Below are 18,310 nucleotides of genomic sequence, written 5' to 3'. Positions count from 1 at the left end.
AAACAATGAAAATTAGCGTATTTAAAGATCAAAAGAAAGAATTCATTTGCCGTGGGGCCTTAATTGCATCGGATTTATTTTGGCTTAATGTTTCTTTGGGGCTTTCCTTTTTAACCGTCATGTTTTTTATTGGCGATTTAAATACCTTTATGCCAATTCGCCAGATTGATGTGAGGGTGTTATCACACTTTATTCTGACTGTAATGTGTGTGTTTTGGTTTGGCGTCCGCTTACGTCATTATGCACAAAAGAAACCCTTCTGGTCTGAACTTAAAGAAACACTGCGTACTATTGTCATTTTTTCGATCTTCGATCTTGCATTAGTGGCATTTTCTAAATGGCACTTTTCTCGCTATATTTGGGCCTACTGTTGGCTATATGCCATCATTATGGTTCCGTTATCGCGTGAAATTACAAAAATCATTCTTAACAAATTTGGCTACTGGAAAAAGCGCACCGTTATTTTAGGTTCCGGACGAAATGCGCGTGAAGCCTATTATGCTTTACAAAGCCATGAGGTGTCTGGTTTCAAAATTGATGCGTTTTGTGATTTTGATGCGACAGCCGATATTATGGAAGAGTGTCCGATCGTTAAAGATGAAGAGACATTGCTTACTCATTATAATTCGTTTTCAACTCAGTTCGTAGTCGCGTGCGATTTTGACGAAAAAGATAAATTTGAAAACTGGTTACGATTCCTTGCGAAACATAAGTGCCGTAACGTTATAATTATTCCATCTCTGAGAGGATTCCCTTTATACGGCACTAGTATGTCATTTATATTTAGCCACGAAGTATTACTTCTTCAGGTTCACAATAATCTGTCTAAACTGACCTCGCGCTTCATTAAGCGTACTTTCGATATCGTCTGCACCTTAGGCATTCTTCTTGTTTCATCGCCACTGCTGGTTTACCTGTGGTATAAAGTTTCCCGTGATGGTGGGCCAGCTATCTATGCTCATACGAGAATTGGGCGCCGTGGTGAGAAATTTGACTGTTATAAGTTTCGCTCTATGAATATCAATTCAAAAGAGATCCTTGCAGAATTACTTGAGAAAGATCCTGAAGCGCGTGCTGAATGGGAAAAAGATTTTAAGTTGAAAAACGATCCGCGTATTACTGCTATTGGTCACTTCATTCGTAAAACGAGTCTTGATGAGTTACCTCAGTTATTTAACGTACTCAAAGGTGAGATGAGCCTGGTCGGCCCGCGTCCGGTCATCCACGAAGAGCTGGAACGCTATGCCGATGACGTTGAATATTATCTGATGGTAAAGCCAGGCATGACTGGCCTGTGGCAGGTGAGTGGACGTAACGATGTTGACTACACCACGCGTGTTTATTTTGACTCCTGGTATGTCAAAAACTGGTCTTTGTGGAATGATATCGTCATTCTCTTCAAAACCGTCAATGTGGTTCTGTTGAGAAAAGGCGCTTACTGAATTAAGCACATTGGATATGGCCTCTAATACGGAGTTTTAATGAAAGCCTTTGTTTTTGTTAATGATAACGGCGCTGCCTTTAGCCGTTATAAAAAAAATGAGATCCCTGCGCAGTTCGTATACGGCGTATCCAAATTAGAAAAGATGGGCTTTGAGGTAATGGTCGGTCGGGGAAACTTACTTAATGATCTGATTTCATTTTGGAAGTTCAAACCAGATTTGTTCTTTATGCCTTTTATTAAAAGAAAAACGATGCTTTTTTATATTCTGGCACGTATTTTTTTATTTAAAACAAAGTTTGCGGGTTGGATGCATCTCGATGTTTTCTCCCCTCCAGTGTCTCGGTTAAAGAAAGTAATACATTCATTGCTTCTGCCATTTTTAAAGTGTTATGTAAGAAAAATTGATGCGATTTTCTTTCTTTCGGAAAAGTCACGCGATGAAATCAAGGCCTCAAGAGGACTTCATTCTCATCAATGTCACTTTATACCATGGGGAGGAGATGCAACTTTCTATGCACCTTTTATTAATGGATTACATAACGAGAATATAATTTCGACAGGGCGTGAAAATAGGGATCTGCCGTCTGTAATGTCATCGGTAAAAAATAGCGACGTTACAATTGATATCTATACCAGCGATTTAAATTTGCCTGATAGCTATGCAAATGTAAATGGCGACATTAGGATAAATAAAGGTCGCTGGGCATATACAGACTTGCTTGAGAAAGTAAGTGCATCAAAGAGCATGATTATCCCTATTAAAACAGATAAGATCAATTATTGTGTCGGATTGTCTTCATTGATTGAGGCTATCGCTTTAGGCGTGCCAGTTATTGCTACATACAACCCTTACTGGTATGTCGATATTGAGAAAGAGAAGTGCGGGATTTATATTAAAGATAATTCTTTAATTGAATGGACGCGCGCTCTAGAAAAGATTAATAGGGATCCCGAGTTGGTTGCTCAAATGTCTAAAAATGCATTGAAAACATTCGAAGAAAAATGTGACTTTGTCCGTACGGAAGAGATGCTTGCAATGCATATAGATAATATACTCAAAAAAAAGTGATCCTTTAACAGCTTATAAAGAATTGTATGAGTCAGTTGAGTATAGAGCTCCTCTGAATAACTAACAGAAAGTGAAAACTATGAAAATTCTTGTCACTGGTGGTGCTGGTTTTATTGGTTCAGCCGTGGTTCGGCATATTATAAATAATACTCAGGATTCAGTATGCGTGGTTGATTGTTTAACCTATGCAGGTAATGTTGAGTCTCTGGCACCAGTTGAAAAAAATTCGCGATACTCATTCTCTCTAACTGATATTACTAATGCGAAAGCTGTTGCGGATATTTTCAATTCCTTCCAGCCTGATATCGTGATGCATTTGGCTGCTGAAAGTCATGTTGACCGTTCTATCGACGGGCCCGCGGCCTTCATCCAGACTAACGTAATAGGTACATTCATTCTTCTTGAAGCATCGCGTCAGTATTACGCATCACTTGATGATGATAGGAAGAAGGTTTACCGCTTCCACCACATCTCTACTGATGAAGTTTTTGGCGATCTTCACGATGCTGACGGATTATTCACTGAAGAAACACCTTATGCGCCAAGTAGCCCTTACTCGGCCTCTAAGGCTGGTAGCGATCATTTAGTTCGCGCCTGGAATCGTACCTATGGCTTACCAACGGTGATTACCAACTGTTCTAACAACTATGGCCCCTACCATTTTCCAGAGAAGTTAATTCCGCTCATTATTCTTAATGCTTTGTCGGGAAAACCACTCCCGGTCTATGGGAACGGCGAGCAGATCCGCGATTGGCTGTATGTTGATGATCACGCCCGCGCACTGTACAAAGTGGCTACAGAGGGCAAGATCGGTGATACATATTGCATTGGTGGTCATAACGAACGTAAAAATATTGATGTTGTAAAAACTATTTGCGCAATTCTTGATAAAATCATAGATAAAAAACCAAACGGTATTGTCAATTTTGCAGAGCTTATAACTTTTGTTGCCGATCGTCCTGGACATGATCTTCGTTATGCCATTGATGCAACTAAAATGAAAAATGATCTCGGCTGGGAGCCTCTTGAAACCTTTGAAAGCGGGATCGAAAAAACTATTCAATGGTATCTTAATAATGAAGGTTGGTGGCAGCGTGTTCTTGATGGCTCTTACGCTGGTGAACGTCTTGGCCTGAACAAATAATCGAGGTATAGCGTTATGAAAGGAATTGTTTTAGCTGGCGGTTCAGGTACACGCCTGTACCCGATTACACAAGGTGTGTCTAAGCAACTGCTCCCTATATATGACAAGCCTATGATTTTTTACCCAGTATCGGTACTCATGCTTGCCGGTATTCGGGATATCCTCATTATCACCACACCTGAAGATATGCCTGCTTTCCAGCGCTTAATGAAAGATGGCTCGCAGTTTGGTGTTAATTTCACCTACGCCGTGCAGCCCTCACCAGATGGCCTGGCACAGGCATTTACGATCGGTGAAAAGTTTATTGGCGACGAGCCTTGCGCATTAGTGTTGGGTGATAATATTTTCTTTGGTCAAAGTTTCGGTATGAAGTTGAATGCGGCGGCAAAGAAAACGTCAGGGGCAACTGTGTTTGGTTATCAGGTTCAGGATCCGGAGCGCTTTGGTGTTGTCGAGTTCGATGAACATTTCAAAGCATTATCTATTGAGGAAAAACCCCTCAAGCCTAAATCAAACTGGGCAGTTACTGGACTCTATTTCTATGACAATAATGTTGTCGACATGGTTAAGGAAATAAAGCCTTCTGCTCGCGGTGAGCTTGAAATCACAACTCTAAATCAGATGTATCTTGACCGGGGTGAGCTTGAGGTGGAGTTATTAGGTCGTGGATTTGCCTGGCTCGATACAGGTACTCACGATAGCTTGATTGAAGCTTCTCAGTTCATTCATACCATTGAAAAGCGGCAGGGTATGAAAGTGGCATGCCTTGAAGAAATTGCATTCCGTAATAGATGGCTTAGTGCGGACGAAATAGCAGTTCAGGCCGATCTGCTTCAGAAAACATCTTATGGTCAATATTTGAAAATGTTGATTGGACAATAAACCGGCATGCCAATGAAAATTTTACTTGTAGGAAAAAATGGGCAGGTTGGATGGGAATTACAACGTTCTCTTTCCACTCTTGGAGAAGTCATCGCAGTAGATTATTTCGACAAGCATTTATGTGGTGACTTGACTGACCTTCCTGGCATCGCACAAACCGTACGATTGGTGAAACCTGATGTTATCGTTAACGCGGCAGCGCATACCGCTGTGGACAGAGCCGAACAAGAACGTAACCTGTCTAAGTTGCTCAATCAGAAAGGGGTTGCGGTTCTCGCTGAGGAGTCAGCGAAATTAGGTGCGCTCCTAATTCATTACTCTACAGATTATGTGTTTGATGGTGAGGGCGATCATTATCGTCTGGAAGATGAGGCACCAGCACCGTTAAATGTCTACGGTGAGACTAAATTAGCAGGCGAGTTGGAAATTACGCGCCTTAATCCCCGACATCTCATATTCCGCACCAGCTGGGTTTATGCCACTCGTGGTAATAATTTTGCGAAAACCATGCTGCGTTTAGCTCGTGAGAAAGAGAGGTTGTCCGTTATCAACGACCAGCATGGCGCTCCGACAAGTGCTGAATTATTGGCTGATTGTACTGCACTCGCAATTCGTGAAGAGCAGAATAATAAATCTGTTGTTGGTAAATACCATTTAGTCGCAAGCGGGGAAACGACCTGGTTTGATTATGCTAATTTTGTTTTCGAAACGGCTAAAGCTCAGGGTGAGCCTCTGCTTATCCAGGAAGTTAACGGCATTTCTACCAGTGAATATCCGACACCTGCTACTCGTCCGTTGAATTCACGCCTCTCAAATCAGAAATTCCAGCGTGTGTTTAATGTGACACTTCCAGACTGGAAACAAGGTGTTGAACGTGTGGTAATAGAAGTTTTGGGGAAATAAAGAGTTAATAATGAAAGTCATTGATACTGAAATTCCTGATGTAAAAATCATCGAGCCGGTCACTTTTGGTGATGAACGGGGTTTCTTTATGGAAACTTGGCAACAAAAGAAATTTTGTGAATTGGTATGCGAACGTAACTTCGTGCAGGATAACCACTCAAAATCTGCAAGAAATATTTTGAGAGGCTTACATTACCAGACTCAAAATCCACAAGGAAAATTGGTACGTGTTGTCAGCGGAGAAGTCTTTGATGTTGCTGTTGATATGCGAAAATCATCAGCCACGTTTGGGCGCTGGACAGGTATTATGCTTTCCGCTGAAAACAAACGTCAACTTTGGATCCCTGAGGGATTTGCTCACGGTTTTTACGTCTTGTCTGAAAGCGCTGAGTTTGTCTATAAGTGCACTGATTATTATAACCCTTTGTCTGAACATTCCCTATTGTGGAATGATGATTCTGTTGGGATTAAGTGGCCACTTATTGATGGTGAGTTACCCCTGCTGTCATCCAAGGATAGTTTAGGCAAGACGTTCGCCGATTCCGTCTATTTTGACTAAACGATACACTGTTTGCCTATCTCGCGGCCGTTAGCGCACCAAAGGCTATCCATAAGTAACAGGCTTGAGTTAACATCGTATATACATTCAAACTGCATCGCACCGCAGTGATTATCCCCAAGACAGGAGTATGTAATGTCAAAGCAACAGATCGGCGTTGTCGGTATGGCAGTGATGGGGCGCAACCTGGCGCTCAACATCGAAAGCCGTGGTTATACCGTCTCCGTTTTCAACCGCTCCCGTGATAAGACCGAAGAAGTCATCGCTGAGAATCCAGGCAAAAAACTGGTTCCTTTCTATACGGTTAAAGAGTTCGTTGAGTCTCTGGAAACACCTCGTCGTATCCTGTTAATGGTGAAAGCGGGCGCAGGTACCGATGCCGCTATCGATTCACTGAAACCGTATCTGGATAAAGGCGACATCATTATCGATGGCGGCAACACCTTCTTCCAGGACACCATTCGTCGTAACCGTGAACTGTCTGCTGAAGGCTTCAACTTCATTGGTACCGGCGTATCCGGCGGTGAAGAGGGCGCTCTGAAAGGTCCATCCATCATGCCTGGCGGTCAGAAAGAAGCGTACGAACTGGTTGCGCCTATTCTGACTAAAATCGCAGCCGTAGCTGAAGACGGCGAGCCATGCGTGACCTATATCGGTCCTGATGGCGCTGGTCATTACGTGAAAATGGTTCACAACGGCATTGAATATGGCGACATGCAGCTGATTGCTGAAGCCTACTCTCTGCTGAAAGGCGGCCTGAACCTCTCCAACGAGGAGCTCGCAGAGACCTTCACCGAGTGGAATAAAGGCGAGCTGAACAGCTACCTGATCGACATCACCAAAGATATCTTCACCAAGAAAGATGAAGAGGGTAAATACCTGGTTGATGTGATTCTGGATGAAGCCGCTAACAAAGGTACCGGTAAATGGACCAGCCAGAGCTCTCTGGATCTGGGTGAGCCGTTGTCCCTGATCACCGAATCCGTCTTCGCACGTTATATCTCTTCTCTGAAAGAGCAGCGCGTTGCAGCATCTAAAGTGCTGTCTGGCCCGAAGGCCAAACCCGCTGGTGATAAAGCAGAGTTCGTTGAGAAAGTCCGTCGCGCGCTGTATCTGGGTAAAATCGTCTCTTACGCGCAGGGCTTCTCTCAGCTGCGCGCGGCATCTGACGAGAATAACTGGGATCTGAACTACGGCGAGATTGCGAAGATCTTCCGTGCCGGCTGTATCATTCGCGCTCAGTTCCTGCAAAAAATCACCGATGCCTACGCTGAGAATGCGGGTATCGCAAACCTTCTGCTGGCGCCTTACTTCAAACAAATTGCTGACGAATATCAGCAGGCGCTGCGTGATGTTGTTGCGTACGCGGTGCAGAATGGTATCCCGGTTCCGACCTTCTCCGCTGCGGTGGCATATTACGACAGCTATCGCGCTGCCGTTCTGCCAGCGAACCTGATTCAGGCACAGCGTGACTACTTCGGTGCGCATACCTATAAGCGTACCGATAAAGAAGGTGTGTTCCACACCGAATGGCTGGATTAATCTGATTTAACTCAGTCTGATAGCATGGCCCGGTGAGTCTCACCGGGCTTTTTTTATCGCTTTCGGCCCATGTTGACTTACTTTTTCCAGCCAACCACTTTCATTGCCGCATAAATCACTACGTTTATCCCTTTCTGAAGCAAGGCATTCGCCTTGACAGTCCCTCAACTTAAGAGGTAAAAACCTCAACAGTTGTTTATTGCGGTGGTGTGCTTACGCCTCCAGAAACTCAAACTTGAAGAAGTTAAACGAATGAAAATAACTATCTCCGGAACAGGCTATGTTGGTCTCTCAAACGGTATTCTGATTGCACAAAACCATGAAGTGGTTGCGCTGGATATCGTGCAGGCAAAAGTGGACATGCTTAACCAGAAGAAGTCCCCGATCGTCGATAAAGAGATTGAAGAATACCTCGCGACCAAACCGCTGAACTTCCGCGCTACCACGGACAAAGAAGACGCATACCGCGATGCGGATTTCGTCATCATCGCCACCCCAACCGACTACGATCCTAAAACTAACTACTTCAATACCTCAACCGTTGAAGCGGTGATTAAAGACGTTACGGCAATCAACCCGAACGCAGTGATGATCATCAAGTCGACAATTCCAGTGGGTTTCACCAAATCGATTAAAGAAGAGTTGGGTATTGATAATGTCTTCTTCTCGCCGGAATTTCTCCGCGAGGGCAGGGCGTTATACGATAACCTGCACCCATCCCGTATCGTGATTGGCGAGCGTTCCGAGCGTGCGGAGCGTTTTGCTGCGTTGCTTCAGGAAGGCGCAATCAAAAAAGATATTCCGGTCCTGTTCACCGATTCCACAGAAGCTGAGGCCATTAAGCTTTTCGCCAATACCTATCTGGCGATGCGTGTGGCTTACTTCAACGAACTTGACAGCTATGCCGAAAGCTTAGGTCTGAACACCCGTCAGATCATCGAGGGCGTGTGTCTTGACCCGCGTATCGGTAACCATTACAACAATCCGTCCTTCGGTTACGGTGGTTACTGCCTGCCAAAAGATACCAAGCAGCTGCTGGCAAACTATCAGGCAGTGCCGAACAACCTGATTTCCGCCATTGTGGATGCCAACCGCACGCGTAAGGACTTCATCTCAGATTCCATTCTGGCGCGTCAGCCGAAAGTGGTGGGTGTATATCGTCTGATCATGAAGAGCGGTTCTGATAACTTCCGCGCTTCTTCCATTCAGGGGATCATGAAGCGTATTAAGGCGAAGGGCGTTCAGGTGATTATTTATGAACCGGCCATGCAGGAAGACGAGTTCTTCCATTCGCGTGTGATCCGCGATCTGGATGCATTCAAAAAAGAAGCGGACGTAATTATCTCCAACCGTATGGCGGAAGAGCTGGCGGACGTGAAAGATAAAGTCTATACCCGCGATTTGTTCGGCAGCGACTGATTAATATCGTGATATAAAAAAACCCGGCGCTCTGCCGGGTTTTTGTTTTTAAACGTTATAGAAGTTGCGGTACCAGTCGACGAAGTTTTTCACGCCTTCTTTGACTGAGGTTTGTGGTTTAAACCCAATAACGTCATACAGCGCTTTGGTGTCCGCACTGGTCTCCAGCACGTCACCCGGCTGGATCGGCATCATATTTTTTACCGCTTCCTTGCCCAGCGCCTCTTCAAGTGCGGTAATGTAATCCATCAGTTCGACAGGTGAACTGTTACCGATGTTATACACGCGATACGGGGCTGAACTGGTTGCTGGCGAACCGGTTTCGACTGTCCAGTCGGCATCGGCCTGAGGAATGACGTCCTGTAGGCGAATAATCGCCTCCGCAATATCATCGATATAGGTGAAGTCGCGCTTCATCTTGCCGTAGTTGTATACGTCGATGCTGTTGCCTTCAATCATGGCTTTGGTGAATTTAAACAGCGCCATGTCCGGGCGTCCCCATGGGCCATACACGGTAAAGAAGCGCAGGCCAGTGGTTGGCAGGTTATACAGATGCGAATAGGTATGCGACATCAGCTCATTGGCTTTTTTGGTTGCCGCATACAGGGATACCGGATGGTCTACGGAATCGTCAGTAGAAAACGGCATCTTACGGTTGAGGCCGTAAACAGAACTGGATGACGCATACAGAAGATGCTGAACCTTATTGTGGCGACAGCCTTCCAGCACGTTCAGGTGACCTACCAGGTTAGCATCTGCGTAGGCATGCGGGTTTTCCAGCGAGTAACGCACGCCCGCCTGTGCGGCAAGATGGATCACGCGGTCAAATTTCTCATTGGCGAAGAGCGCAGCCATGCCCTCGCGGTCCGCTAAGTCCAGCTTGTGGAAGGTGAAACTCTCGGATTTGAGCAGTTCGAGGCGAGCGAGCTTGAGGTTAGGGTCATAGTAATCATTCAGATTATCAATCCCAACAACTTCATGCCCTACATCAAGCAGGCGCTTGCTGACATGAGAACCGATAAAGCCCGCCGCGCCCGTTACCAGAAATTTCATAGCTTCCCTCATTTACAGTGTTCTTATTGATGCCCCAGACATCAGAATCCGACTATGATAGCGCGTCGCACTTCACTTACATAACTCATCTTTCCGATATAACTCATCGGATTCTTATAGAAAAATCGCCAGCAACAGATACACTATGGAAACAAGATTGTTTTTGCCCTTTTTCATCTGTTAGGGATTGTATGACGCACAACAACGATAACCTGGTCACACGCAACAATGACCCGGAGCAAATTGATTTACTGGATTTAGTGCTACAGCTGTGGCGTGGTAAGTGGGTAATAGGGGCATTTGTTGCTGCTTTTATCGTTCTCGCCGTTATTTATATTACTGTAGCCAAAGAGAAATGGACGTCATCCGCCATCATAGCCCAGCCAGATGCGGCACAAATCGCCACCTATTCCAATGCGTTGAATATCCTCTATGGCGGGGCAGCACCTTCAACCTTAGATATCCAAAATCGTGCTATTGGTCGTTTTAATTCTTCTTTTTCAGCATTAGCGCAAGCGCTGGACAACCAGGAATTTCCCGAGAAATTGAGCATTGAGCCTACTGTAAAGGGACAGAGTGTACCTTTAACTGTCAGTTATCAGAGCGATTCGGCTGAAGCAGCACAAAAGCAGTTGGCTCAGTACATCCAGCAGGTTGACGAACAAACGGCCAAAGAACTGACGCTTGACCTCAGAGACAACCTCAAGCAACAGATCACAACCCTGAACGACTCTCTTCTGAACCAGGAGAAAGTGGCACAGGAGCAAAAAGATCTGCGTATCAAGCAAATTTCTGAGGCGCTTAAGAACGCGGAAGCGGCGAAAATTAGTACACCGCAGCTCCAGCAAACGCAGGATGTTACTCAGGAAACCATGTTCCTGCTGGGCACCGTAGCGCTCAAATCAATGGTTGATAACGAGGCGTCCCGTCCGCTGGTCTTCCCTGGCTCTTACTATCAGACCAAAAAGAACTTACTGGATATTGAAAACCTCAATGTTAACCCAGACACAGTACACGTGTATCGTTACGTGATGAAACCAGATCTGCCAATCAAGCGTGACAGCCCTAAAAAGGCCATCACCCTCATCCTTGCCGTTCTCCTCGGCGGGATCATCGGTTCTGCTGTCGTCCTCGGCCGTAACGCGCTGAGAAACTACAAACCAAGAGCCTGATTTACACACAAAAAAAGACCGGGTCTCCCCGGTCTTTTTTTATTTATGTCGTTTCCGCAAATTCTCAATCACCGTCGTTAAATCCAGCTCCTGATCCTGAAGCAGCACCAGCAGGTGATACATCAAATCCGACGCTTCGTTCGTCAGCTCCTCCCGGTCATGCACGGTGGCCGCCAGCGCCGTTTCAACGCCTTCTTCACCCACCTTCTGCGCAATACGCTTGGTGCCGCTGGCGTACAGCTTCGCCGTGTACGAGCTCTCGGGATCCGCTGATTTACGCTCTGCCAGCAGCTGTTCCAGCTGATAGAGGAACAGCCACTGGTGGCTCGCCTCGCCAAAGCAGCTGCTGGTACCTTTGTGGCAGGTCGGCCCAATCGGGTTGACCAGCACCAGCAGGGTGTCGTTGTCGCAGTCTGGCGTAATGCCGACCACATTCAGGAAGTGACCTGAGGTTTCCCCTTTCGTCCACAGGCGCTGTTTGGTGCGCGAGAAAAACGTCACCTTGCCGCTGTCGATCGTTTTTGCCAGTGCCTCCTGGTTCATGTATCCCAGCATCAGCACTTCGCCTGAAACGGCATGCTGTACAACCACCGGCAGTAATCCGTCAGTTTTTTCCCAGTCCAGCTGCGCCTGTTGTTGCTCTGTTAACATACCCTGATCTCCACGCCCTGGTCGGCCAGGTACGTTTTTAACTCACCAATATTGATAATCTGTTTGTGGAACACGGAAGCGGCCAGCGCGCCGTCTACGTTCGTATCGCGGAAGGCTTCAAGGAAGTGTTCCATGGTGCCCGCGCCGCCGGAGGCAATCAGCGGAACCTGGCAGACCGCGCGCACTTTTTTCAGCTGCTCGAGGTCGTAACCGTTGCGTACGCCGTCCTGGTTCATCATGTTCAGCACGATCTCACCCGCGCCGCGTTTTTGTACTTCCTGCACCCAGTCCAGCGTCTCCCATTGGGTGACGCGCGTGCGGCTTTCATCGCCGGTGTACTGGTTAACGTGATATTTGCCCGTCGCGGTATCAAACCAGGTGTCGATCCCCACGACAATGCACTGCACGCCAAAGCGGTCCGCCAGACGCGTAATCAGCTCCGGATCTGCAAGCGCAGGGGAGTTAATCGAAATTTTGTCCGCACCGAAAGAGAGAATTTTCGCCGCATCGTCAGCAGATTTAATCCCGCCCGCCACGCAGAAGGGAATATCAATCACCTCTGCCACGCGCGCCACCCAGCTTTTGTCCACCACGCGGCCATCGCTGGAGGCGGTGATATCGTAAAATACCAGTTCGTCTGCGCCTTCTTCGGCATAACGTTTTGCCAGCGGAACGATGTCGCCAATGATCTCGTGGTTGCGGAACTGCACGCCTTTTACAACCTGACCATCACGCACGTCCAGGCAGGGAATTATCCGTTTTGCCAGCATTGAATCGCCTCCTTCACCGTAAATTTGCCTTCCAGCAGCGCGCGACCCACGATCACGCCACGTACACCGGTTCCGCGCAGAGCGGCGATATCCGCCAGGTCGCCGATACCGCCAGAGGACTGAAACGCCACCTGCGGATAACGGGCGCAAACCTCTTCATACAGTGAGACGTTAGATCCTGCGAGCGTACCATCGCGTGAAATATCCGTGCACAGGACGTGCTTAAGCCCTACCGGGAGATACATCCCGACCAGCTCTTCCAGCGTTACGCCGGAGTTTTCCTGCCAGCCGCTGACTGCGACCTGCTTGTTACCCTGCGCGTCAATGCGCACATCCAGCGCCAGCACCAGCGCATCCGCACCGAAGCGGCGGAACCAGCCCTTGACACTCTCAGGATCTTTCACAGCGGTCGAACCCACTACCACGCGCGCCACGCCCGCGTCCAGTAAGGCGGCAACATCGGCTTCCGTACGCACGCCGCCGCCCACCTGCACCGGGACGTCCACGCCAGCCACCAGTGTTTTAAGCAGTGGGATCTGGCGTTTGGCCGGATCTTTCGCGCCGGTCAGATCGACCAGATGCAATACCTCAGCGCCCTCGGCGGCGTAAGCCTGTAACCGCGGCAGCGGGTCGTTGCCGTAGTCGCGCTGCTGCCGGTAATCGCCCTGGTGGAGACGAACAACCGTGCCGTCAATCAAATCTAAAGCGGGAATTATCATCACATCTCCAGGAAATTTTTCAGCAGTTGCGCACCGGCGGCGCCGGAGCGTTCCGGGTGAAACTGCACGCCGTAAAAGTTATCTTTCTGCACGGCGGCGGTGAACGCCTCGCCGTAATTGCACTGGGCGATGGTGTAGGCATTCACGGGCATGGCGTAGCTGTGAACAAAATAGAAGTACGCGCCGTCTTCAATACCCTGGAACAGCCTGTTGCCCGCCTTCGGATAAACGCGGTTCCAGCCCATGTGCGGCAGCGGCAGGCCGTGGTCGGTCATTTTCGGCACGTCTTCTTCAATAATGCCCAGCAGATCAACGCCGTTGCTCTCTTCGCTGCGCCGGCCAAGCAGCTGCATGCCGAGGCAAATGCCCAGCACCGGTTGAGTACAGGCTTTGATGAGATCCACCAGCTCGCGCTCATGGATCTGATCCATCGCCGCCTGGGCGGTGCCTACGCCCGGCAGAAAGAGTTTATCGGCACGCAGCACCACGTCCGGGTCGCGGCTCACCACCGGCTCATAGCCGTGGCGCATAATCGCCGACTGTACGGAGTTCAGGTTGGCGCATCCGGTGTCCAGAATCACCACGTTCATTACAGCACTCCTTTCGACGAGGGCAGGGCGTCACCTTCCACGCGGATCGCCTGGCGCAGGGTACGGCCAAAGGCTTTGAACAGGCTCTCGACGCGGTGGTGATCGTTTTTGCCTTTGGTTTTCAGGTGCAGCGTCAGGCCCATGGTGTAAGAGAGCGAGCGGAAGAAGTGTTCCACCATCTCGGTGCTGAGATCGCCCACGCGCTGGTAGGTAAAGTCGGCTTTGTATTCCAGGTGCGGACGCCCGGAGATATCCATCGCGCAGCGCGCCAGGCACTCGTCCATCGGCAGCACGAAGCCGAAGCGGTTGATGCCGCGCTTGTCGCCGAGCGCCAGCTTCAGGGCTTCGCCCAGCGCCAGGCCGGTATCTTCCACGGTGTGGTGATCGTCGATATACAGGTCGCCCTTAACGGTGATCTCCATGCGGAAGCCGCCGTGCGTGGCGATTTGATCCAGCATGTGGTCAAAGAAACCGACGCCGGTGTGGATCTTGCTGCCGCCTTCGCGGTCGAGCCAGACCTTCACGTCGATCTGCGTCTCTTTGGTGTTGCGTTCAACGTGGGAATAGCGGTCGCGTCGGGTGAGTTGCTCGCCAATCATCGCCCAGTTTAGCGTGTCGCGGTTATAGCGCAGGCCCGCAATGCCCATGTTGTCCGCCAGCGTGATATCCGTGACGCGATCGCCGATCACATAGCTGTTGCTTTTATCCAGCGCCTCTTCCGCCAGATAACGCTCAACCAGCTTCACTTTTGGCTTGCGGCAGTCGCACTCGTCGGCAGGCATATGCGGGCAGATCAGCACTTCGTCGAAGGCGATGCCCTGCGAGGTCAGCACCTGCATCATTAGGTTGTGCGGGCCGTCAAAGTCTCCCTGCGGGAAGCTGTCGGTGCCCAGACCGTCCTGGTTGGTGATCATCACCAGCTTATAGCCTGCTTTCTGAAGCTTCAGCAGCACCGGGATCACATCGGGTTCAAAGGCCAGCTTGTCGAAACGATCGACCTGAAAATCGCTGGGTGGCTCCGAGATGATGGTGCCGTCACGATCGATAAAGAGATACTTCTGACTCATACTTTCTCCGCTTTCAGGGCGTCAATCACGCGCTGGCTCTCTGCACGGGTGCCGACGGTAATACGCAGGCAGCCGCTCAGGGTAGGTTGTTTATTCTGGTCTCGTAAGATAATGCCCTGATCCCACAACGATTTAAATATCGCGCTTGAGGCGGTGAAGCGCACCAGGATGTAGTTGGTTTCCGAGTCGAACACCTGCTCCACGCACGGAATCGTTTTAAGGGCATCAACAAGATACTGACGCTCTTCCAGGATCTGCGCCACACGCTCGCGCATCGCGCTGATGCCCTGCGGGGCCAGCGCCTGTGCCGCAATATCGGCAACCGGCGTTGAGAGCGGATACGGGGCGATCACTTTCAGCAGCAGGTCGATAACCGCTTTATTCGCCAGCGTAAATCCACAGCGAAGGCCAGCGAGGGCGAAGGCTTTGGAAAGGGTACGCAGCACAACGAGATGCGGATACTCCTCAAGCCAGCCTGTCAGCGTCGCCTGCGGGCAGAACTCAATGTAGGCTTCATCAGCGACGACCAGCGCCTTTCCGCGCGTCATCTCCAGCAGGGTGCGGATATCCTGCGGATGAATAATCTGCCCGGTGGGGTTATTCGGGCTACAGACAAACACCACCTTCACGCCGTCGAGGTTATCGGCGATGCCCTGCAAATCCAGCTGCCAGTTGTCGAGCGCCTGCACGTTGCGGCAGGCCACGCCAAAGGTTTCGGCGCTCACGCTGTACATCCCGTAGGTGGGCTGGCAGTACATCACCGCGTCTTTACCCGGCTCACAGAAGGCGCGGATCAGCAGCTCAATCCCTTCATCAGCCCCACGGCTGACCAGCACCTGCTCAGGCTTCACGCCTGCATACTGCGCATAGTTCTCGATCACCGCTTTCGGCTGACACTCCGGGTAGCGGTTCAGCGTCTGCTGCGAAAGCTCAAAGGCCACCGCCGTGGGATATTCATTGGCATTCAGCCAGACGTCGCCGTTCCCGCCCAGACGACGCGCAGACTGATAGGGCGTCAGGCGACGGACATTTTCGCGGGCTAATTCTTCGATGTTCATGCTTGCTCCTTCAGGGCGGCAACGCGCAGCGTCACGGCATTTTTGTGGGCAGTCAGGCGCTCGGCGGCGGCCAGGGTTTCAATGGTCGACGCCAGCGAGGCAAATCCCTCGCGGGAGAGTTCCTGCACGGTCATGCGCTTCTGGAAATCCGCCAGCCCCAGGCTGGAGCAGGTTGAGGTATAGCCATACGTCGGCAGCACGTGGTTGGTGCCGGAGGCGTAATCCCCGGCGGATTCCGGTGACCAGTCGCCGAGAAACACTGAGCCTGCGCTGGTTATGCTGTCGACCAGTTCGCGCGCGTTGCGGGTCTGAATAATCAGGTGCTCAGGACCGTACTGGTTAGAGATGGCGATGCACTGGTCAAGATCGCGGGCCACAATCAGGCGGCTGGCGGATAGCGCCTGACGCGCCGTTTCCGCCCGCGGCAGGTCAGCCAGCTGACGCTCAACGGCGTCGCCCACGCGTTTTGCCATGTCGGCATCTGGCGTCAGTAAAATCACCTGCGAGTCAGGGCCGTGCTCGGCCTGCGAGAGCAGGTCAGAGGCCACGAAATCCGGTGTAGCGCCGCTGTCGGCAATCACCAGCACCTCAGACGGACCGGCAGGCATATCAATCGCCGCGCCGTCCAGACGCTGGCTGACCTGGCGTTTCGCCTCGGTCACGTAGGCATTGCCCGGGCCAAAGATTTTGTCGACCTTCGGAATGGATCCCGTCCCGAACGCCAGGGCGGAAATCGCCTGCGCACCGCCCACTTTATAGATCGCCTGCACGCCGCACAGCCTCGCCGCGTACAGGATCTCGTCGGCGATCGGTGGCGGAGAGCAGAGCACCACCTTCTGACAACCGGCAATACGTGCCGGGGTGGCCAGCATCAGGACGGTCGAAAACAGCGGGGCAGAGCCGCCAGGAATATAGAGGCCGACGGACGCCAACGGGCGTGTCACCTGCTGGCAGCGTACGCCGGGCAGGGTTTCCACATCCACCGCCTGCAATTTCTGCGCGGTGTGGAAGGTATCAATATTTTTCACCGCGACGGCCATCGCCTGTTTGATGTCATCACCCAGACGATTGCTGGCATCAATGATTTCCTGCTCGGTAACCTGTAACGCGTCGACCTCAGTTTTATCAAACTTCGCGCTGTACTCGCGCAGCGCGTCGTCCCCGCGGGCTTTGACGTTATCAAGGATCTCCGCCACGGTGCGGGTGATGCTCTCCGAGGCGGAAATTGCTGGGCGCATCAGCAGCTCGCGCTGTTGCGCGTCGCTACAGGTATTCCAGTCGATGATTGTGTTAAAGCTCATGGTCGTTACTCCATCATCTTCTCAATTGGCAGCACCAGAATGGAACTTGCGCCCAGCGCCTTCAGTTTTTCCATGGTTTCCCAGAACAGGGTTTCGCTGCTCACCATGTGCATCGCCACGCGCTGCTGGTCGCCCGCCAGCGGCAGAATGGTTGGGCGCTCAGCGCCCGGCAGCAGGGCAATCACTTCGTCCAGGCGCTCGGTCGGCGCATGCATCATGATGTATTTGGATTCACGCGCCTGAATCACGCCCTGAATGCGGGTCAGCAGTTTGTCGATGAGCTGCTGTTTGGCGTCGGCCATCTCGCCGTCGCGCTGGATAAGGCACGCTTTGGAGCGGTAGATCACTTCCACTTCGCGCAGGCCGTTCGCTTCGAGCGTGGCGCCGGTGGAGACGAGGTCACAGATGGCATCGGCCAGGCCCGCACGCGGCGCCACTTCAACGGAGCCATTCAGCAGACAGGATTTAAACTGTACGCCTTTTTGATCGAGGTAACGCTTCAGCAGGTGAGGGTAAGAGGTGGCGATACGTTTGCCGTTCAGCGCGGCCGGGCCGTCCCAGGCTTCATCGACCGGCGTAGCCAGCGACAGGCGGCAGCCGCCAAAGTCCAGACGACGCAGGGTAAAGTAGCGCGGATCTTCGCCCTGCGCGCGGCGGGTTAATAACTCTTCTTCCAGTACGTTTTCGCCGATGATGCCGAGATCAACGACGCCATCCATCACCAGGCCCGGGATATCGTCATCACGTACGCGCAGAATGTCGATCGGCATATTTTCAGCCAGGGCGATCAGGCGCTGGGTGTGCAGGTTGATTTTAATCCCGCAGCGGGCCAGCAGTTCGCGTGAATCGTCGCTTAAACGGCCTGATTTTTGAATAGCTATGCGTAAACGTGAGTTATCTAACATTCTGTGTTCCTCGTTAACCTGTTTTAACCTGTCTGAATGCGGTCCAAAAAAAAGCCCCCGGA

General features: G+C 50.6%; 18 protein-coding genes and 1 other annotated feature (1 of these 19 only partly in view). Of the genes, 9 read left to right on the top strand and 9 right to left on the bottom strand.

Annotated elements, in window-relative coordinates:
- Nucleotides 1–5: 5 nt before the first annotated feature.
- The 8 genes from wbaP (at nt 6) to ugd (ending at nt 8,962) form a co-directional block, all read left to right on the top strand.
- A complete protein-coding gene (gene wbaP / locus L463_RS04650; RefSeq protein ID WP_032103487.1) occupies nt 6–1,442 on the top strand; it encodes an undecaprenyl-phosphate galactose phosphotransferase WbaP in 1,437 nt (478 codons plus the stop codon).
- A 39-nt stretch (nt 1,443–1,481) separates the two neighbouring features.
- Nucleotides 1,482–2,513, top strand: a complete 1,032-nt coding sequence (locus L463_RS04655; RefSeq protein ID WP_032103486.1) for a glycosyltransferase — start codon at nt 1,482–1,484, stop codon at nt 2,511–2,513.
- 79 nt (nt 2,514–2,592) lie between these two features.
- On the top strand, nt 2,593–3,657 hold the full coding sequence (gene rfbB / locus L463_RS04660) for a dTDP-glucose 4,6-dehydratase (RefSeq protein ID WP_032103484.1): 1,065 nt from the start codon (nt 2,593–2,595) through the stop codon (nt 3,655–3,657).
- Nucleotides 3,658–3,672: 15 nt separating this feature from the next.
- Nucleotides 3,673–4,539 carry a glucose-1-phosphate thymidylyltransferase RfbA gene (gene rfbA, locus L463_RS04665; protein WP_032103483.1) on the top strand — a complete coding sequence of 289 codons (867 nt, stop codon included), beginning with the start codon at nt 3,673–3,675 and terminating at the stop codon, nt 4,537–4,539.
- 12 nt (nt 4,540–4,551) lie between these two features.
- The gene (gene rfbD / locus L463_RS04670) at nt 4,552–5,442 is read left to right on the top strand and encodes a dTDP-4-dehydrorhamnose reductase (RefSeq protein ID WP_032103481.1); all 891 of its coding nucleotides are present in this window, start codon (nt 4,552–4,554) and stop codon (nt 5,440–5,442) included.
- A 10-nt stretch (nt 5,443–5,452) separates the two neighbouring features.
- Nucleotides 5,453–6,001, top strand: coding sequence for a dTDP-4-dehydrorhamnose 3,5-epimerase (rfbC, locus tag L463_RS04675; protein WP_023295000.1), 549 nt, complete (start codon nt 5,453–5,455; stop codon nt 5,999–6,001).
- Between the two features lie 135 nt (nt 6,002–6,136).
- Entirely contained in the window at nt 6,137–7,543 is a 1,407-nt protein-coding gene (gene gndA, locus L463_RS04680) for an NADP-dependent phosphogluconate dehydrogenase (protein WP_017693097.1), read from the top strand.
- Nucleotides 7,544–7,795: 252 nt separating this feature from the next.
- The gene (ugd, locus tag L463_RS04685) at nt 7,796–8,962 is read left to right on the top strand and encodes a UDP-glucose 6-dehydrogenase (protein ID WP_003859477.1); all 1,167 of its coding nucleotides are present in this window, start codon (nt 7,796–7,798) and stop codon (nt 8,960–8,962) included.
- A 48-nt stretch (nt 8,963–9,010) separates the two neighbouring features.
- Here ugd and L463_RS04690 read toward each other — a convergent pair whose 3' ends face one another.
- A complete protein-coding gene (locus tag L463_RS04690; protein ID WP_032103480.1) occupies nt 9,011–10,015 on the bottom strand; it encodes an NAD-dependent epimerase in 1,005 nt (334 codons plus the stop codon).
- Between the two features lie 191 nt (nt 10,016–10,206).
- Between L463_RS04690 and wzzB the strand changes: the two genes are divergently transcribed.
- The gene (gene wzzB / locus L463_RS04695) at nt 10,207–11,187 is read left to right on the top strand and encodes an LPS O-antigen chain length determinant protein WzzB (protein ID WP_032103478.1); all 981 of its coding nucleotides are present in this window, start codon (nt 10,207–10,209) and stop codon (nt 11,185–11,187) included.
- 39 nt (nt 11,188–11,226) lie between these two features.
- Here the strand turns inward: wzzB and hisIE are convergent, their stop codons facing one another.
- From hisIE to hisG, 8 genes are read right to left on the bottom strand one after another with little or no spacing between them, the layout of a single operon-like run.
- The gene (gene hisIE / locus L463_RS04700) at nt 11,227–11,838 is read right to left on the bottom strand and encodes a bifunctional phosphoribosyl-AMP cyclohydrolase/phosphoribosyl-ATP diphosphatase HisIE (RefSeq protein WP_032103476.1); all 612 of its coding nucleotides are present in this window, start codon (nt 11,836–11,838) and stop codon (nt 11,227–11,229) included.
- Nucleotides 11,832–12,608, bottom strand: coding sequence for an imidazole glycerol phosphate synthase subunit HisF (gene hisF / locus L463_RS04705; protein ID WP_032103475.1), 777 nt, complete (start codon nt 12,606–12,608; stop codon nt 11,832–11,834). The genes hisIE and hisF overlap by 7 nt, the downstream gene beginning before the upstream one ends.
- Nucleotides 12,590–13,327, bottom strand: coding sequence for a 1-(5-phosphoribosyl)-5-[(5-phosphoribosylamino)methylideneamino]imidazole-4-carboxamide isomerase (gene hisA / locus L463_RS04710; protein WP_032103473.1), 738 nt, complete (start codon nt 13,325–13,327; stop codon nt 12,590–12,592). The genes hisF and hisA overlap by 19 nt, the downstream gene beginning before the upstream one ends.
- Nucleotides 13,327–13,917: an imidazole glycerol phosphate synthase subunit HisH gene (gene hisH / locus L463_RS04715; protein WP_015572396.1), complete on the bottom strand. Its 591-nt coding sequence runs from the start codon at nt 13,915–13,917 to the stop codon at nt 13,327–13,329. The genes hisA and hisH overlap by 1 nt, the downstream gene beginning before the upstream one ends.
- Nucleotides 13,917–14,984 (bottom strand): bifunctional histidinol-phosphatase/imidazoleglycerol-phosphate dehydratase HisB, encoded by a 1,068-nt coding sequence (gene hisB, locus L463_RS04720; RefSeq protein ID WP_032103470.1) that lies wholly within the window; start codon nt 14,982–14,984, stop codon nt 13,917–13,919. Before hisB ends, hisH begins: the two co-directional genes overlap by 1 nt.
- A complete protein-coding gene (hisC, locus tag L463_RS04725; RefSeq protein ID WP_032103469.1) occupies nt 14,981–16,042 on the bottom strand; it encodes a histidinol-phosphate transaminase in 1,062 nt (353 codons plus the stop codon). Before hisC ends, hisB begins: the two co-directional genes overlap by 4 nt.
- Entirely contained in the window at nt 16,039–17,343 is a 1,305-nt protein-coding gene (hisD, locus tag L463_RS04730) for a histidinol dehydrogenase (RefSeq protein WP_032103468.1), read from the bottom strand. Before hisD ends, hisC begins: the two co-directional genes overlap by 4 nt.
- Nucleotides 17,344–17,348: 5 nt before the next feature.
- The gene (gene hisG / locus L463_RS04735; RefSeq protein WP_000886595.1) at nt 17,349–18,248 is read right to left on the bottom strand and encodes an ATP phosphoribosyltransferase; all 900 of its coding nucleotides are present in this window, start codon (nt 18,246–18,248) and stop codon (nt 17,349–17,351) included.
- A 45-nt stretch (nt 18,249–18,293) separates the two neighbouring features.
- Nucleotides 18,294–18,310 (bottom strand) — a sequence feature (His leader region); it runs 107 nt beyond the window's last position.

It is taken from the genome of Enterobacter sp. BIDMC 27, from assembly GCF_000534415.1.
In the GTDB taxonomy this organism is placed as follows: domain Bacteria; phylum Pseudomonadota; class Gammaproteobacteria; order Enterobacterales; family Enterobacteriaceae; genus Enterobacter; species Enterobacter hormaechei_C.
This window is presented reverse-complemented; position numbering and strand designations above follow the sequence as displayed.

Bases quoted from the DNA above. Each gene is read 5' to 3' on its own strand.
- hisH (WP_015572396.1), bottom strand. From the start codon at position 13,917: ATGAACGTGGTGATTCTGGACACCGGATGCGCCAACCTGAACTCCGTA.
- rfbA (WP_032103483.1), top strand. From the start codon at position 3,673: ATGAAAGGAATTGTTTTAGCTGGCGGTTCAGGTACACGCCTGTACCCG.
- rfbC (WP_023295000.1), top strand. From the start codon at position 5,453: ATGAAAGTCATTGATACTGAAATTCCTGATGTAAAAATCATCGAGCCG.
- ugd (WP_003859477.1), top strand. From the start codon at position 7,796: ATGAAAATAACTATCTCCGGAACAGGCTATGTTGGTCTCTCAAACGGT.
- L463_RS04690 (WP_032103480.1), bottom strand. From the start codon at position 10,015: ATGAAATTTCTGGTAACGGGCGCGGCGGGCTTTATCGGTTCTCATGTC.
- rfbD (WP_032103481.1), top strand. From the start codon at position 4,552: ATGAAAATTTTACTTGTAGGAAAAAATGGGCAGGTTGGATGGGAATTA.
- hisD (WP_032103468.1), bottom strand. From the start codon at position 17,343: ATGAGCTTTAACACAATCATCGACTGGAATACCTGTAGCGACGCGCAA.
- hisC (WP_032103469.1), bottom strand. From the start codon at position 16,042: ATGAACATCGAAGAATTAGCCCGCGAAAATGTCCGTCGCCTGACGCCC.
- rfbB (WP_032103484.1), top strand. From the start codon at position 2,593: ATGAAAATTCTTGTCACTGGTGGTGCTGGTTTTATTGGTTCAGCCGTG.
- hisIE (WP_032103476.1), bottom strand. From the start codon at position 11,838: ATGTTAACAGAGCAACAACAGGCGCAGCTGGACTGGGAAAAAACTGAC.
- wbaP (WP_032103487.1), top strand. From the start codon at position 6: ATGAAAATTAGCGTATTTAAAGATCAAAAGAAAGAATTCATTTGCCGT.
- hisG (WP_000886595.1), bottom strand. From the start codon at position 18,248: ATGTTAGATAACTCACGTTTACGCATAGCTATTCAAAAATCAGGCCGT.
- gndA (WP_017693097.1), top strand. From the start codon at position 6,137: ATGTCAAAGCAACAGATCGGCGTTGTCGGTATGGCAGTGATGGGGCGC.
- L463_RS04655 (WP_032103486.1), top strand. From the start codon at position 1,482: ATGAAAGCCTTTGTTTTTGTTAATGATAACGGCGCTGCCTTTAGCCGT.
- wzzB (WP_032103478.1), top strand. From the start codon at position 10,207: ATGACGCACAACAACGATAACCTGGTCACACGCAACAATGACCCGGAG.
- hisB (WP_032103470.1), bottom strand. From the start codon at position 14,984: ATGAGTCAGAAGTATCTCTTTATCGATCGTGACGGCACCATCATCTCG.
- hisF (WP_032103475.1), bottom strand. From the start codon at position 12,608: ATGCTGGCAAAACGGATAATTCCCTGCCTGGACGTGCGTGATGGTCAG.
- hisA (WP_032103473.1), bottom strand. From the start codon at position 13,327: ATGATAATTCCCGCTTTAGATTTGATTGACGGCACGGTTGTTCGTCTC.